The 13,703-nt window shown below is 69.6% G+C and carries 17 protein-coding genes, 1 tRNA gene and 1 pseudogene; 9 read left to right on the top strand and 10 right to left on the bottom strand.

Going from position 1 to position 13,703, the window contains the following annotated elements; translation table 11 throughout:
- Positions 1-12: 12 nt before the first annotated feature.
- From FVA95_RS07675 to FVA95_RS07665, 3 genes are read right to left on the bottom strand one after another with little or no spacing between them, the layout of a single operon-like run.
- Positions 13-537, bottom strand: a complete 525-nt coding sequence (locus FVA95_RS07675) for a GNAT family N-acetyltransferase (RefSeq protein ID WP_149663580.1) — start codon at positions 535-537, stop codon at positions 13-15.
- Positions 534-989 carry an SRPBCC family protein gene (locus FVA95_RS07670; RefSeq protein WP_149663579.1) on the bottom strand — a complete coding sequence of 152 codons (456 nt, stop codon included), beginning with the start codon at positions 987-989 and terminating at the stop codon, positions 534-536. The genes FVA95_RS07675 and FVA95_RS07670 overlap by 4 nt, the downstream gene beginning before the upstream one ends.
- Positions 990-1,005: 16 nt before the next feature.
- Entirely contained in the window at positions 1,006-2,541 is a 1,536-nt protein-coding gene (locus FVA95_RS07665) for a GMC family oxidoreductase (RefSeq protein WP_240051333.1), read from the bottom strand.
- A gap of 19 nt (positions 2,542-2,560) precedes the next feature.
- On the opposite strand from FVA95_RS07665, the gene FVA95_RS07660 reads away from it, so the two are divergent.
- A complete protein-coding gene (locus FVA95_RS07660) occupies positions 2,561-3,817 on the top strand; it encodes a M18 family aminopeptidase (protein ID WP_205015790.1) in 1,257 nt (418 codons plus the stop codon).
- On the opposite strand, the gene FVA95_RS07655 is transcribed toward FVA95_RS07660, so the two are convergent.
- On the bottom strand, positions 3,814-4,227 hold the full coding sequence (locus FVA95_RS07655) for a YccF domain-containing protein (protein WP_149663577.1): 414 nt from the start codon (positions 4,225-4,227) through the stop codon (positions 3,814-3,816). The two genes, FVA95_RS07660 and FVA95_RS07655, sit on opposite strands and share 4 nt — an antisense overlap.
- 84 nt (positions 4,228-4,311) lie before the next feature.
- Complete coding sequence (locus FVA95_RS07650) at positions 4,312-4,665, bottom strand: hypothetical protein (RefSeq protein ID WP_149663576.1); 354 nt, start codon at positions 4,663-4,665, stop codon at positions 4,312-4,314.
- Positions 4,666-4,695: 30 nt separating this feature from the next.
- On the opposite strand from FVA95_RS07650, the gene FVA95_RS07645 reads away from it, so the two are divergent.
- Positions 4,696-5,130, top strand: a complete 435-nt coding sequence (locus FVA95_RS07645; RefSeq protein WP_149663575.1) for a hypothetical protein — start codon at positions 4,696-4,698, stop codon at positions 5,128-5,130.
- Between the two features lie 79 nt (positions 5,131-5,209).
- On the opposite strand, the gene FVA95_RS07640 is transcribed toward FVA95_RS07645, so the two are convergent.
- Positions 5,210-5,740 (bottom strand): DinB family protein, encoded by a 531-nt coding sequence (locus tag FVA95_RS07640; protein WP_240051332.1) that lies wholly within the window; start codon positions 5,738-5,740, stop codon positions 5,210-5,212.
- A gap of 36 nt (positions 5,741-5,776) precedes the next feature.
- Between FVA95_RS07640 and FVA95_RS07635 the strand changes: the two genes are divergently transcribed.
- On the top strand, positions 5,777-6,235 hold the full coding sequence (locus FVA95_RS07635; RefSeq protein ID WP_149663574.1) for an SRPBCC family protein: 459 nt from the start codon (positions 5,777-5,779) through the stop codon (positions 6,233-6,235).
- Between the two features lie 53 nt (positions 6,236-6,288).
- Entirely contained in the window at positions 6,289-6,828 is a 540-nt protein-coding gene (locus FVA95_RS07630; protein WP_193564319.1) for a DUF6194 family protein, read from the top strand.
- Between the two features lie 12 nt (positions 6,829-6,840).
- Here the strand turns inward: FVA95_RS07630 and FVA95_RS07625 are convergent.
- Positions 6,841-6,967, bottom strand: a tRNA-Ser gene (locus tag FVA95_RS07625).
- Positions 6,968-7,092: 125 nt separating this feature from the next.
- On the opposite strand from FVA95_RS07625, the pseudogene FVA95_RS07620 reads away from it, so the two are divergent.
- A pseudogene (locus tag FVA95_RS07620) lies at positions 7,093-8,040 on the top strand (IS5 family transposase).
- Between the two features lie 1,032 nt (positions 8,041-9,072).
- Here FVA95_RS07620 and FVA95_RS07615 read toward each other — a convergent pair.
- The 3 genes from FVA95_RS07615 to FVA95_RS07605 all read right to left on the bottom strand — a co-directional run bounded on the left by FVA95_RS07615 (position 9,073) and on the right by FVA95_RS07605 (position 12,253).
- A complete protein-coding gene (locus FVA95_RS07615; protein WP_149663573.1) occupies positions 9,073-10,059 on the bottom strand; it encodes a VWA domain-containing protein in 987 nt (328 codons plus the stop codon).
- 169 nt (positions 10,060-10,228) lie between these two features.
- The gene (locus FVA95_RS07610) at positions 10,229-11,689 is read right to left on the bottom strand and encodes a helix-turn-helix domain-containing protein (protein WP_149663572.1); all 1,461 of its coding nucleotides are present in this window, start codon (positions 11,687-11,689) and stop codon (positions 10,229-10,231) included.
- Between the two features lie 159 nt (positions 11,690-11,848).
- Positions 11,849-12,253 carry a GntR family transcriptional regulator gene (locus FVA95_RS07605; RefSeq protein WP_075300299.1) on the bottom strand — a complete coding sequence of 135 codons (405 nt, stop codon included), beginning with the start codon at positions 12,251-12,253 and terminating at the stop codon, positions 11,849-11,851.
- Between the two features lie 102 nt (positions 12,254-12,355).
- Between FVA95_RS07605 and FVA95_RS07600 the strand changes: the two genes are divergently transcribed.
- From FVA95_RS07600 to FVA95_RS07585, 4 genes are all read left to right on the top strand, one after another.
- On the top strand, positions 12,356-12,628 hold the full coding sequence (locus FVA95_RS07600; RefSeq protein WP_149663571.1) for a hypothetical protein: 273 nt from the start codon (positions 12,356-12,358) through the stop codon (positions 12,626-12,628).
- Positions 12,625-13,230 carry a hypothetical protein gene (locus FVA95_RS07595; protein ID WP_149663570.1) on the top strand — a complete coding sequence of 202 codons (606 nt, stop codon included), beginning with the start codon at positions 12,625-12,627 and terminating at the stop codon, positions 13,228-13,230. Before FVA95_RS07600 ends, FVA95_RS07595 begins: the two co-directional genes overlap by 4 nt.
- Positions 13,227-13,445, top strand: a complete 219-nt coding sequence (locus FVA95_RS07590) for a hypothetical protein (protein WP_149663569.1) — start codon at positions 13,227-13,229, stop codon at positions 13,443-13,445. Before FVA95_RS07595 ends, FVA95_RS07590 begins: the two co-directional genes overlap by 4 nt.
- Before the next feature lie 41 nt (positions 13,446-13,486).
- Positions 13,487-13,703 (top strand): sigma factor-like helix-turn-helix DNA-binding protein (locus FVA95_RS07585; RefSeq protein WP_193564260.1); only part of this gene is annotated, 217 nt, incomplete at its 3' end.

The following is a 13,703-nucleotide window of genomic DNA, read 5'->3' as shown; positions in this document are numbered from 1 at the left end:
GGCCGGGGACCGTCAGGAACCGGCCAGTTCGCGACGCATCGCGAGCCGCGGCCACACGTCGAGACCGCGCGCGGCCTCGTGCTCCCGGATCGCCCGCAGCTCCGGGCCGGGCGCGATCAGCTCACGGAAGCCGAGCCGCGCCCAGTACGGGCCGTTCCACGGCACGTCCCGGTAGGTGGTCAGGGTCAGCGCGGGCAGCCCACGGTCCCGGGCCCAGCCGGCGAGGTGCTCGACCAGCCCCTCCCCGATCCGCCGTCCGCGCTGCGACGGCAGCACCGACACCTGCTCGACGTGCGCGCAGCCGTCGACGAGATCGGCGATGAGGTAGCCGACCAGCGGCCCTCCGTCCCCGGTTCCGCCTGCGCTCCTCTGGGCCACCCAGGCCCGCCCCGCCACCACGTAGGCAGCCAGCACCGCAGCCGGTGGCGGATCGTCGTCGGCGACGACGTCGAGCCCGATCGCCCGGAACGGCTCCCCCGCCGCGCGCTCGATCTCACGCAGGGCGGGGACGTCGGCGACGCGGGCGACACGGATCACGCCTGCGGACCCTCCACCACCGCGCGGATCCGTTCCAGGGTCGTCCGCATCCCCGCACGGTTGGTGCGCCCGCGGGCCCACCCCAGCAGCGCCCAGTAGACCCGGGTGGCGGGCGAGGGCTCCATCCGGAAGGACTCGGTGACCTCGGTTCCCTCGGTGCCGTCCGGAGCGGTGGCCGGGGTGAACCGGTAGTGCCAGTGGATGACCCGCCGGTCACCGGGCAGGAGCACGACGAAGCCGAACTCGCGGCCCGGCTCGCAGGCGGTGATCTCGCACGTCGACCAGTAGGTCGGTCCGCGGCCGTTGCGGACGACCTTGCCGCGGAACCGGACGCCGACGGCCGGGCCGGTCTCGCCGTCCAGCCACTGCGCGTCGACGGTCTCGGGTGAGAACCGGCCGGTGTTGCGGATGTCGGAGACCAGCTCCCAGATCCGCTCGGGCGGTGCCGTCATGTGGACGGTGACCTCGTCATGCACGGCGTTCCCCCACGGTGCCGCACACCAGGTCGGCGGCGCGCTCCCCGATCATGATCGCGGTCGCGGCCGGCCCGCGCCGCGGCACGCGGGGCAGGACGGAGGTGTCCGCCACCCGGAGCCCGCCCAGGCCGTGCACCCGCAGGTCGGAGTCGACGACGGCGTCCGGTCCGGTACCCGCCGGGGCGCTGCCGGACAGGTGCACCGAGGTCGTCAGGTGGTCGCGGATCCAGCCGTCGAGCCGGGTGTCGTTGCCGAGCTCCCAGCCGGCGGGGCCGCCGTCGTCGGGGCCGGCTCGGTCCCAGCCCGCGGCACGCAGGATGTCCGCGGCGATCCGCACCGCGGCCCGCATCCGGTGCCGGTCGGAGGTGGTGCGCAGGTAGCGGAAGTCCAGCCGGGGCGGGTCGTCGTGGTCCGGGGAGGTGATGGCGAGCATCCCGCGGCTGTCCGGGCGCTGCACCGCGCACATCAGGTGCGCGGGCCCGCCGGGCGCGAACGGGTGCGCGAACAGCAGGATCTCCAGGTCACCGGCCGGGTCGGTACCGGAGTCGAGGTGGAGCGCGGCCTGCGCGGCGACGGCGTCGGCGGGCGGGTCGGGCAGGCCGCTGCGCAGTGGCAGGAACACCGCGGGATGGTCCGACCAGCCGCGTCCGACCCCGGGCAGCTCGTGCACCACGGCGACACCCGCGGCCCGCAGTGTGTCCTCCGGGCCGATCCCGGAGCGCTGCAGCAGCGCCGGGGTGCCGACCGCGCCCGCGGTCACGACGGTCTCGGCGGCGTGCAGGGTGCGCCCGCCGACGCGCACCCCGGTGACCCGGCCACCCTCGATCACCAGGGTCTCGGCCGGGGCTCCGCCGAACACGGTCAGCGTGTCCGTGCCGCCGCTCGCTGCGCCTGCGCTCCTCCCGGCCGACTCCGCGTACCCCCACGGCGGAGGCAGGTAGGCGGCAGCGGCGCTGACCCGGCGCCCGTCGACGGCGTTGGTCGGGATCGGGCCCGCGCCGGGCGGGCCGCCGGCGTTCTTGTCCGGCTCCTCGGGATGGCCGAGCGCGAGGCAGGCGGCCAGGAACGGGTCGGTCGTCGCGGCGCGGCGCCGGCCCGAGGGGCGCGAGATGCGCAGTGGGCCCGCGTCGCCGTGCCGGTCGGGAGTGCAGAAGTCGACGTCGCGCTCCAGCCGCCGGTAGTACGGCAGGACGTCGTCGTAGGACCAGCCGGGGACGCCCCAGTCCGCGAAGTCCGCCGGGACGGCGCGCACGAAGTAACCACCGTTGATCGCACCGGAGCCGCCCAGCACGCGTCCCCGCGGCACGGTGCACTCCCGCCCCTGGCACAGCGTCGCCCGGTAGGCCCAGTTGAGGACGTGGCCGGGCGCGGTCGCGGCGAGCGACGCGATCGGGATCGAGTCCGGTGGGACGACGACGGCACCCGCCTCGACCAGGGCCGTGCGCACCCCGCGCTCGGCGAGCCGGCCCGCGAGGGTGCACCCCGCGGATCCCGCGCCCACCACCACCACGTCGAACCCGTTGGTCATTACTGCCAGGATGCCTCACGTGACCGACGCTGCACGTGACCTCGCCTCGTTCCTCACCGCGAGCCCGTCGCCGTACCACGCGGTGGCCGAGGCCGTCCGCCGGCTGTCCGCCGCGGGCTTCACCGAGCAGCGCGAGGACGAGCCGTGGGCCGACGGGCCGGGCGGGCGCTACCTGGTGCGCGACGGCACGATCCTGGCGTGGTGGCAGCCCGCGTCCGGGCCGGGCGCCCCGCTGCGGATCTTCGCCGCGCACACCGACTCGCCCGGGTTCAAGGTCAAGCCGAACCCCGACGTCGGCGTGGCCGGATGGCGCCAGGTCGGGGTGGAGGTCTACGGCGGCGCGCTGTGGAACTCCTGGCTCGACCGCGACCTCGGCCTCGCCGGGCGCCTGGCGCTCTACGACGGCCGCGTCGTCCCGGTCCGGGTGGACCGGCCGCTGCTGCGCATCCCGCAGCTGGCGATCCACCTCGACCGCGGCGTGAACCAGGGCCTGACCCTGGACCCGCAGCGGCACCTGCTCCCGATCTGGGGTCTCGGCGACCCGGACGGCGGCGACCTGGTCGAGTTCCTCGCCGTGCGGGTCGGCGAGGACCCGGAGGACGTCGCGGCGCACGACCTGTTCACCTACGACCTCACCCCGCCCGCCACCCTGGGTCGCGACGACGAGCTGCTCGCCGCCCCGCGGCTGGACAACCTGGCCTCGGTGCACGCCGGGATCAGCGCGCTGCTCACCGCGGTCGAGCGGGACCCGGGCACCGTCCCGGTGTTCGTCGGGTTCGACCACGAGGAGATCGGCTCGGCCAGTGCGACCGGCGCCGCCGGACCGCTGCTGGAGACGGTGCTGACCCGGCTGGCCGGGGGGTTCGACGAGCGGCATGCGGTGTTCTCGCGGTCGCGCTGCCTGTCGGTGGACGTCACGCACGCCGCGCACCCCAACCACCTGGACAAGCACGACCCGGACCACCTGTCGGTGCCGAACCGGGGGCCGTCGCTGAAGGTCAACGCGGTTCAGCGCTACGCCACCGACGCGCCGGGCGCAGCCGCCTGGAAGCGGGCCTGCCGCACCGCGGACGTGCCGAGCCAGGTGTTCGTCTCGAAGAACACGGTGCCGTGCGGGTCGACCGTCGGGCCGATCATGGCGACCCGGCTGGGCATCCGGACGGTCGACGTCGGCATCCCGGTGCTGTCGATGCACTCCGCGCGCGAGCTGTGCGGGGTGCACGACCCCGGTCTGCTGGCCCGGGCGGGTGTGGAGTTCCTGACCGACGCCGGCTAGACCTGCGCGGCGACCCGGGAGCCGGGCACGTAGGCGTCGGTGTCGACGATCCGCGACCCGAGCGGCAGCAGCGACACCGGGATCAGCTTCAGGTTCGCCCAGGCCAGCGGCAGCCCGATGATCGTGATGGCCAGCGCGATCGCGGTCGCGACGTGGCCGAGCACCAGCCACCAGCCGAACAGCAGGATCCACAGGACGTTCCCGATCGCCGATGCCGCGCCGGCCCGCGGGTCGCGCACGGCCTCACGGCCGAACGGCCACAGCGCGTAGAGCCCGATCCGGAACGAGGCGATGCCGAACGGGATCGTCACGATCAGCAGGCAGGCGACGATCCCGGCGGCCGTGTAGGCGAGGAACAGCCAGAAGCCGGAGAGGACCAGCCAGACCACGTTCAGGATGAGGCGGAGCATGGGTCCAGCATGCCCGAGGTGTCCGGTTCCCCCCTCCGGGATGTTCCGGAGGCCGACCCCGGTTCCCGGTGGGGCGGTATGCCCTCACGTTCGCCCCGTGACCTCCTCGACGACGCTCTCCCCCGTGCCCGGCCGGGACTCCCAGGCCCAGCTCTCGTGCGAGCGGAGCCGGCCGTCGTCGAGGACCTCGATGCGGGCCTCGCACCGCCCCGAGCTGGACGCGCCGTCGACGGACACGTGCACGTAGCGGAAGCTCAGCCGGTCGCCCTCGCGGGTGCCGGCCAGGCGGCCGAGCCGGACGTCGCCACCGGAGTACTCGGCCCACACCAGGCCGTCGGACTCGTGGTAGTCGAACACGGTGGCCCGGCCGACCTCGCCGTCGCCGGAGTTGCTGACGCCGGCGAACCGGCGGCCATCGACGCTGGGTGCGGTGCTCACGTCCTGATCCGACCACGGGAGGATGGCGGGGTGGAGTTCCCCGTGACGTTCCTCCCGCCACTGGTGCGGACCTGCACCGACTCGGGTGAGGGCCCCTGGAACGAGCTGCTCGGGATCATCGCGCCCCGGGATCCGGACGAGGAGACCTTCCTCGCCGCGTTCGACGTCGTCACCGAGGATCTCTTCGGCGGCTGGACCGCCGACCGCGTCGTCGGGTTCGCGCTCGACGACGGGCTCGCCGCCCACCATCCGCTGCTGTTCGTCGTCGACGAGCGGACCCTGCACGACGACGGCTTCCCGATCGTCGCGGCCGACCTGCGGCAGGATCCCGGCCGAACGCTCCGGATCGCCGCAGCGGATCTGTGGTCGGTGGAGAACAACGTGTCGACCGCGAACATGGAGTTCGCCGACTTCGCCGATCACGCGCAGCTGCAGCCCGACCGGGTGTTCCGCGGCTTCTGCTGACGATCGCCACCGTCGGACGGTGAACTCCACCGTCCGACGGCCCCGCCCTACGACGACCCGCGTTCCGCGGAACGCGGCCTCATACGCCGGTGCTGCCGTCGATCCGCTCCCGCAGCAGGTCGGCGTGCCCGACGTGGCGCGCGTACTCGGCGATCACGTGGGTCAGGATCCACACCACCGACACCGCGTTCCCACCGAGGGACCCGGTGCCGTCCGGCCCGGCCTCCTCGACGACCCGGCGGGCCCGGGCGACCTCGGCCTCCCAGGCCGCGCGGGCCTCGGGGAGGTCCGCGCTCCCGAGCTCGAAGCCACCGTCATGGCCGGTTCCGGGCTCCCGCGGGTACAGCAACGGCACATCCTCACCGCCCAGGACCTGGCGGAACCAGTTCCGCTCGACGGACGCCAGGTGCCGGACCAGCCCCAGCAGCGTGAGCGACGACGGCGGCACCGACGCCTCCCGCACCTGCTCGCCGGTCAGTCCCTCGACCTTGCCGATCAGGGTGGCGCGGTAGAAGTCGAGCCAGGCCGTGAGCGTGGTGAGGGCGTCGGCCTGCATCGGGGGGTGGGCGCGGTCGGTCATGTCCGCGATCGTGACAGCGGGGTCCGACATCTTCCGATCCCGGCCGGGCGGTGGTCCACTGCGGTCGTGAACGACATCCCGCCCACCGTGGTGCGCAGCAGCCGGACCGTCGCCGCCGACCCCGCGACGATCTTCGAGCTCATCGCCGACCCCGCCCGTCAGCCGTCCTGGGACGGCAACGACAACCTCGCCGAGGCCGCGGACGGGCAGCGGGTCCGCGCCGTCGGCGACGTCTTCTCCATGGTGCTCACCCAGGGCGCGATGCGGGAGAACCGGATCGTGGAGTTCGTCGAGGGGCGGCTGGTCGCGTGGCTGCCGTCGGAGCCGGGGAAGCCGCCGCCCGGGCACCTGTGGCGCTGGGAGCTGGAGCCCGTCGGCGACGACACGACCCGCGTGACCTGCACCTACGACTGGACCGGGCTCGACCCGGACGACGCGTTCCGCCAGAAGCGCGCCCGCGCCACCACCGCGGACCGGCTGCGGGCGTCACTGGACCTGCTCGCCACCGTCGCCGAGAAGGTGTGACCTGGGACACTGTTTCCGGACGAACGATCATGGAAAGGTGCTCATCTGGCGGCATGGACGCCGACCAGGTCATCGCCGTACTCGCCGGGTTCCCCGGCACCCGGATCGTGGAGGGGAACGGGGACGCGTTCGCGATCCACGACCCGGATCACGACTACGAGCAGCGCCCCCGCCAGGGCTGGGCGACCGTCGTGCGGTCGGACGTGAACGACACCGCCTCCGACCTCGACCGACCCGGCGCGTTCCGGCTCAACATCGGGCTGCCGACCGCCCGCTACCGAGAGCTGTTCCCGACCGATCCGGGCACCGACCCGACGTCGCGCGACGTACTGTTCCCGCACCCGGTCTACGCCGCCTACCACTGGGTGGCGGTGGTGGAGCCGGTGACGAGCTGGCCGCTGGTGCGGGAGCTGCTCGACGTGGCGCACGACTTCGCCGTCCGGAAACACGTTCCCCGGCGTCCCGTACCTCATCCGCTCATCGTTGCCGATACTTCGCCGGGCGGCTCGGTACCGCGGCAGGTCGCGCGGCGGTCCACGGGCGGGAGGCAGGAGGCGGACGGCAGCGACGCCGCCCGGGCGAACCGGTCGTGATCGTCTGACCTGTGGCGGAAGCGGGGGGATTCGAACCCCCGGTCCTTTCGGACGCCCGCTTTCAAGGACGGGACATACGGGTTCAAGAACGGTCGCGCACGTAGAAAAGTGCTGGCAGTACCACTCTAGCGCAGCTCCCGGCAGCGGCGGGACGTTGCCGACTGCAACCACGACTGCAACCATTGATGGGGTCATGCCCGACCTATCTGAGGGCTAGAGCGTGTCTCTTAATCGGGTGGATCGGGGCTGCGGGATGATCTGCGGGTGTCGCGTCGTGCGGTCTTGACCGATGCCCAGTGGGCCAGGCTAGAGCCGTTGTTGCCCTCGTCGGACGGGATGCCTGGGCGGCCGTTCGCTGATCACCGGCGGGTGGTCGAGGGGATCATCTACGGTACCGCTGCGGTCTGGCCTGGCGCGATGTCCCAGCCGAGTTCGGGCCCTGGCAGACCCTGTGGAAACGCCACCGCCGCTATGTCGGTGACGGCACCTGGGGCCACGTTCTCGCAGTTCTGCTGGCCGATGCCGACTCCGCGGGCCTGGTGGACTGGGCGGTGTCGGTCGACTCGACGATCATCCGTGCCCACCAACACGCGGCGACCCTAAAACAGGACGCAGGGGGGCAGGGTCGAGCTACAAGAATCTGCGCGCCGAGCCGCCCGATCACGCCTTGGGCCGCTCCTGCGGCGGACTGTCCACGAAGATCCACCAGCTCGTTGACGGCCACGGCCGCCCGCTGGTCGTCCTCGTCGGCCCCGGCCAGGCCGGTGACGCCCCGATGCTCGGACACCTGACGAGTCGTCTACGGATCGACCGCACCGGCCCAGGACGGCCACGAACCCGCCCCGACCGGGTCCGCGGCGACAAGACCTACTCCTCCCGCGCCATCCGGGGCCACCTGCGCCAGCGTGGGATCGTCGCGGTCATCCTGGAACCGTCTGACCAGCAGGGGCACCGGAAACGACGCGGCTCCCGCGGCGGGCGACCACCGGTGTTCAGCCGGGTCGCCTACCGCGGCCGCAACGTCGTCGAACGCGGGTTCTGCCAGGTCAAGCAGTGGCGCGGCCTGGCTACCCGTTACGACTGCTCGCTCTGACCTACCGCGGCGGGGTCGCGCTGAAGGCGATCCACCTGGCTCCGACCGTTAGGCGACACGCCCTAGATGTGATGTCTGGGGAGCCGCCATCGTCGGTTCGTCGCCGGGTGCCCCAATGATCAGCGTCTATGAGCGACAGCCCGAGCAACGCGACGTTAGGCCAAATGGGTCAACAATCGATGATGCAGCCGGACCTCGGAGCAACATTTTGATCTTGGTCGCTCCACTAAATCCGGCGAGTTCTTGCAGGTCATCAGTACTGACGGACCAAGTGGACGATGAGGCAGACAAGATCAGCCTGGCCCCGAAGCGACGAGATAACCTCTTGACCAAGCGACTCGAAACTAGTGGAATGGGATGATCTACCCATTCTCGACAGAATCAAAACGGAGGAAAAATGCGACGAATTCTTGCAGTTCTCCTTGCGGGCTTCTTGACGATCCCCGCAATGCTCATCGGATCATCCGTGGCGATGGCCCAGGGCACTTATGTTCATAGTCATCACCCGACAGCCGCTCTGTGCGAAGCGCGCGGCAAGCAAGGACTGCAGCATGGAAGCTGGGACAGCTACTACTGCCAGAACGTTAACGGGATCTGGTTCTTGAATGTTAGCGAATACTGCCCCATTTGCTGACGGCAAGGCAGACCAAGATTTCCCTTGCCGCTTTGAGCGGTGCTACAGATCAAGATTCTGGTGCGACCTCACCGTCCCCTCGATACCAGCAGGAAGATCACGACTCTCCCCTGGTGCTAACTCAAGACAAGGTGCACCAAAATCTTCCCGCGCACACAGGGCAACTCTGTAACGTGAGTTGTTTGTTGCGGATGACGCAGAAGACGCAGCCTTCCCGGAACCTCTAAAAGTCAAGCCATCGTAGTCATACACTTGCGTCACCAGACAGAGGGAATCTCCGGTCTTGTCACGACCTTCAAATAGCGAGACCCCTCGTTCGTTGGCTCCACAGCTACTTTGCGAGAGTTCTACCTGCGCCTCACCCTGCACTGCGCTGGACGTGCAACCAGAAGCTAACACTGCTATAAGGCACAGCGCCACGGCCACGGAAGACGTCTTCACTTTCAGAAAGTAAACCATCTGCATAGATAAGATCCATTCTGGAGCAGTGCGGAAGGACTTCGGGAAGCTGACCTCGTCACGGAATACGGCGATTAGCAAGCAGCCCGAAGGCGAGCGCGAGAGCGACGGCTAGAATTCCGCCTACGAACCAAGGGTAGCTTCTATCTCGAATTTTGGTTTCGTAGCCAACCTCGCCGACCAGGGCTGTGTACGCCTTCTGTAGCTCTTCAAGGCTCCCAGCAGTTGCGAACTTTCCACCCGATAGTTGAGCGATCACTTCCATTGACGCATCGTCGACCGGAACGGGCTGCTCTTGACCATCCAAAGATATCGAGCCGTAGTTCGTGCCGAAGGATATCGTATCGACTGGCACGTTCTGGTGGGCAGCTTCACGTGCTGCCGTGAAGGAGCCTCTTGGGTCCGACTCCCCTCCGATTCTCGGTACGGTCAGGGCCCCATCGCTCATTAGAACGATCCGACCACCCTCTGGGGGGGCATCTCCGGCGAACTTAATAGATCGCCGGAATGCCTCGATAGATTGCAGGCTTGCAAATATCGCCTCACCAGTTGCAGTAGCCTCTAAGGTTCTCAGGTTATCGATTGCTTGAATTATACTTGATCGGTCGGTGCCGGGCGATACGAGAACTGCGGCTGAACCAGCGAAGGAGACTAGTCCTACATTGGTCTCCGCGGGAAGCTGGTCAACGAAAGACTTAGCTGCAACTTTGGCGGCCTCAATTCTGCTTGGCTTGACGTCCTTCGCGTTCATCGACAACGAAACATCCAGTACAAGTACCACCGCTGAGCTGTTACGCGGTACCTGGACCTGCCCCGTTGGTCCGGCAAGTGCAATTGAGAATATCGCGAGTGAAGTAACCAACAGGGCAGCTGGGGCATGTCTTGCTAGCCGCGTCCGCCTCTTCGGAAGAATTGATTCGAGGGTTTCGAGCGCTGTGAATCTAAGTGTGTCCTTACGACGGCGTCGAACGACTACCGCATAGACTATTGCTAGCACAAGCGGTACGCCCATACCCAAGAGCGCTAGTGGGTGCGCGAACGACATGGCTCGAACTACTCCTTCGGGCGTCCCGTTGGGCGCCGGTGCCTGCTAGGTAGGGGTGTTGAGGCACAGCAGATCACATCGACCGTAGAGCCTCGGTAAAGAGGATCGGTGTTCTGGTCGTGCACGCTTGAGTGCAGGAGGAGGCCCCGACGGTTTGCGACTTTGTCGGCTACCGAAGTAGCGCCTCGCGCCACTCGAACGCCCGCCACAGGATACAGGCACCTGGCGACGCAACCGGCTCGTCTTGCAGTAGCCGAGTCACGTTCTCCTTAGTGAACCTTAGGCCGTCGGTCACGTTGACGACCTCCGAAGAGCTGACGAGCGAGCCCTCGGAGTTGACTGAGACGGCGTCGCCGAACAGCTCATCGAACGCGTCATGGTCGAACACGACGGCTGTCAGGATGGTGGCGGTTAATGTGAGGGTGTCTAGACCAATCCCGAGGCAGTACGGCGTGACACGCCGGTCGGTTCGTGCGCGCTTGAGATCCCTATATAGCTGCCAGTCCTCGTAGATGAGCGGTTCGCCTGAGCTGCCGTCTCGCTCCGGATCCCCCAGAACTTCCTCGCTGTACTCACGCACCATGCTGCGCCACAGGCTGAAGTCGTTCTCACGGTCGTGGGTGGCGACTGTCGACGGCTGGAACTCTCCGGCCGGGATGAGCCCATAGATCCCAGCCGAGGTCGCGACCTTCGCCGGATCACGCCAGTGCAGCAGGAACGTCGCCTCACCAGTCTCCCGGTTTCGACGCAGTGTGAGCGTCTCGATGGCCGGGATGATGTAGCGCCGTTCCATGTCGAACGGATCGCCGATGAGCCCCCGCAACGGCAGCTCGCTCCAGTCGAGCTTCTTCCCGGCTCGCTCGGCAGCAATGGCCATCTCGTGCGCGATCGCTTCGGCGAGGTCGAGCTTGTCGAAGTAGGCCGCGAGCCCGAACGTCATCCGCGGGTCGTCGCGCAGGTCGACGTCGAGCAGGCGGTAGCTGGTGCGGTTCTCGAAGAGCTTCGGCGGGTCGAGGTAGCGCACGGCCGAGGTGTAGCGCGGGAACGACTTCCCCGGCGCCCTCAGCGGCAGCGTGGCCGCTGCCTCCGGCTCGCTGCCGGTGATGCTGACTGGGGGCGGGGTGTCGCTCCACTCCAGGCGGATGTCGTCGAGCGGAATCGGCCGCTTCGGCGTCCACTGCGGCAGCGCCAGGAACGTCAGATCCCCGACCCGGACGTCGGGTTGGTAGAGGTCGGCCGCCCGCTGGGCCAGCTCCCGGCGGGACCGGTTGAGCGCACGGCGCGTTCGGCGCCACTTCTCCTGGCTCACCGCGACCGGGTCGACGTCGCCGACCAACCGGGAGTCCGACGGCTCGGCCACGGGCCGCAGCAGCTCGTCCGACAGTCCGAGGCGGGCCGGTGAGATGTTGAGCTGCTGGGCGATGCGGAGCAGCATCTCGATGTCGGTAACCCGACGCTTGCCCGTCTCGATCTTGGAGACGTAGGACTGGTCCAGGTGCAGCAGTTGGGCCAGATCAGCTTGGTTGATCTTGTTGGTGCGGCGGTACTCGCGCAGGACTTCGCCGAGCAGGTCGGTGTTCAGTTCCAGCTCCGATGACGCGGGGGACGACAGCCACGGCTCGTCTGGCACGAGAATTCTCCGCCTTCCTCTCGGGCGCCGGCCCCGCGGACGCGGGCTCCGACCAGTGCTTATGCCTGGTAGTCCTAGCAGGTCACGGGGTAGGTCAGAGGGTCCTTGGACTCATTTGTCCTGAGACTCGATTCTCGGTTCATGGCACCGAGACGAGCACTACGAACCCGAGTCCGAACCCGACGCCGGCGCCCGGTCGAGCATCTCGCCGATGGCCCGTTCGACGTCGTTGAGCGTGGCCTTGGCCCGGCGGACCTGGTCGCGCAGCGCGGCGAGTTCGAGCCGGTCCGCCGCGGTGGTTCGGGTCGCCCCGGCCGGCTCGTCGGCGACGAACGCGCCGCTGCTGGGGCGCACGACGGCCCGGCCGGACGCGACGAGGAGCCGCACCGCCGCCTGTGCGGTGTTCACGGCGATGTCGTGGTCGGTCGCGATCTGCCGGTAGGAGGGCAGCCGCTCCCCCGGCCCGTAGGTGCCGGCGTCGATGTCACGGGCGAGCAGCTCGGCGACGCGGTGGCTCGCGTGGCGCGGCTCGGCGTCGTCGGGCTCGGAGTCGGGCGCAGCCATGCCGGCGAGGCTACTCGCCGTCTCAAGACGGCGGTTGACGTTGCGACGGTCCAGCTCTACCGTCGCAACCACATCAACCGTATTAAGACGGATCGGAGCGTCATGCACACGGATCGACACGACACCGCCGGACTGGACGACTGCACCGCGCCCCTGGCCGACGAGCAGCGCGAGGCGCTGCACGAGTTCTGGGACCGCGTCATCGCCGAGGAGTGGGGTCCGGCCCCGATCCCGCGGCCGGCGCCGGTGGACGGGGCGTTGGTGGAGCTGGCCGAGCGTCGGCGCCGGCGCAGCACCCGCCGGGCCATGACCCGGATGGTCCGCGCTGCACAGGTCACCGCGCCCGCGCCGAGCTACGGGGGTGAGGCGGCGTGATCGCGCTGCGGATCACCGTCGGCTGCGACGACTGCGCGATGGCCCTGGCCGGCACCGACCAGGTGCGGACGACGACCGACGGACTGGCGGCGGCCCGCGCCGCCGGCTGGGTGGTCCGGCTGTCCGGCCGGCTGCTGTGCCCGGCGTGTGCCGACCCGGCGCTGTGCCGGCTGCTCGGTCACGACTTCGGCCCCGCCCCGGTGTGGCGGGCGTGCGCCTGCGACGGGTCGTTGTGGGAGCACTCGACCTGCGAGCCGTGGCAGGACCCGTCCTCGTGGGAGGGCTGCGGGTGGGAGTGGCGGACGTGCCGGCGCTGCGACCACGTCGACGACCGGCACGTGGCCCAGGCGGACGCGGCATCGAGACGAGCCGATGAGCGCGCGGCGGACGCCTACATCGCCGCGCTCGAACGTGGCGAGCTGCGCCCGCAGCCGGCACGCCGCAACGGAAACCGCAGTGAGCACCAGCCCGGCGACGGGATCTTGGCGGATGTAGCCGCCGGGCTGGCTCTCCCCCACCAGCAGAACGCACGTGAGGAGTCCGCGATGGTAGAGCCGAACGGGCCCCGGCCCGCCACCCCGGCCGGGGGTGAGCAGCGGTGAACGGGCAGACGATCGCCGTCGCGCTCGGCGTCCTGGCCGGGCTCGTCCTGATGTGGTCATGGGCGGCCGGCGCCCGCGCCGGACGCAAGGTGCAGAAGTCGATCCACCACGCCGGCCGTACCGGCAACAACGCCGCCCGGATCGTGATGACCGCGGCTGTGGTGGTCGGGGTGCAGTGGGCGGTTGTCGACGACGGCCTGAGACTGACCCCCTGACGTCGGATTGGGATTGACCCCTTCTGGGCGACGCTGAGGGGGTGTTGTCGGTGGAGGACTGGTCCGAGATCCGTCGTCTGCATCGGGCGGAGGGTGTCCCGATCAAGGAGATCTCCCGCCGGCTGGGAGTCGCGCGGAACACGGTGCGTTCGGCGCTGCGGGCGCCGGGCCCACCGCGGCGGGAACGGGGCCCGCGGGGTTCGCTGGCTGATGCGGTCGAGCCGCAGGTGCGGGCTCTGTTGGCGCAGTTCCCGCGGA

This window comes from Pseudonocardia sp. EV170527-09, from assembly GCF_008369905.1.
In the GTDB taxonomy this organism is placed as follows: Bacteria; Actinomycetota; Actinomycetes; order Mycobacteriales; family Pseudonocardiaceae; genus Pseudonocardia.
The sequence above is the reverse complement of the archived record's forward strand: the minus strand, read 5'-3'. Positions and strand labels throughout refer to the sequence as shown.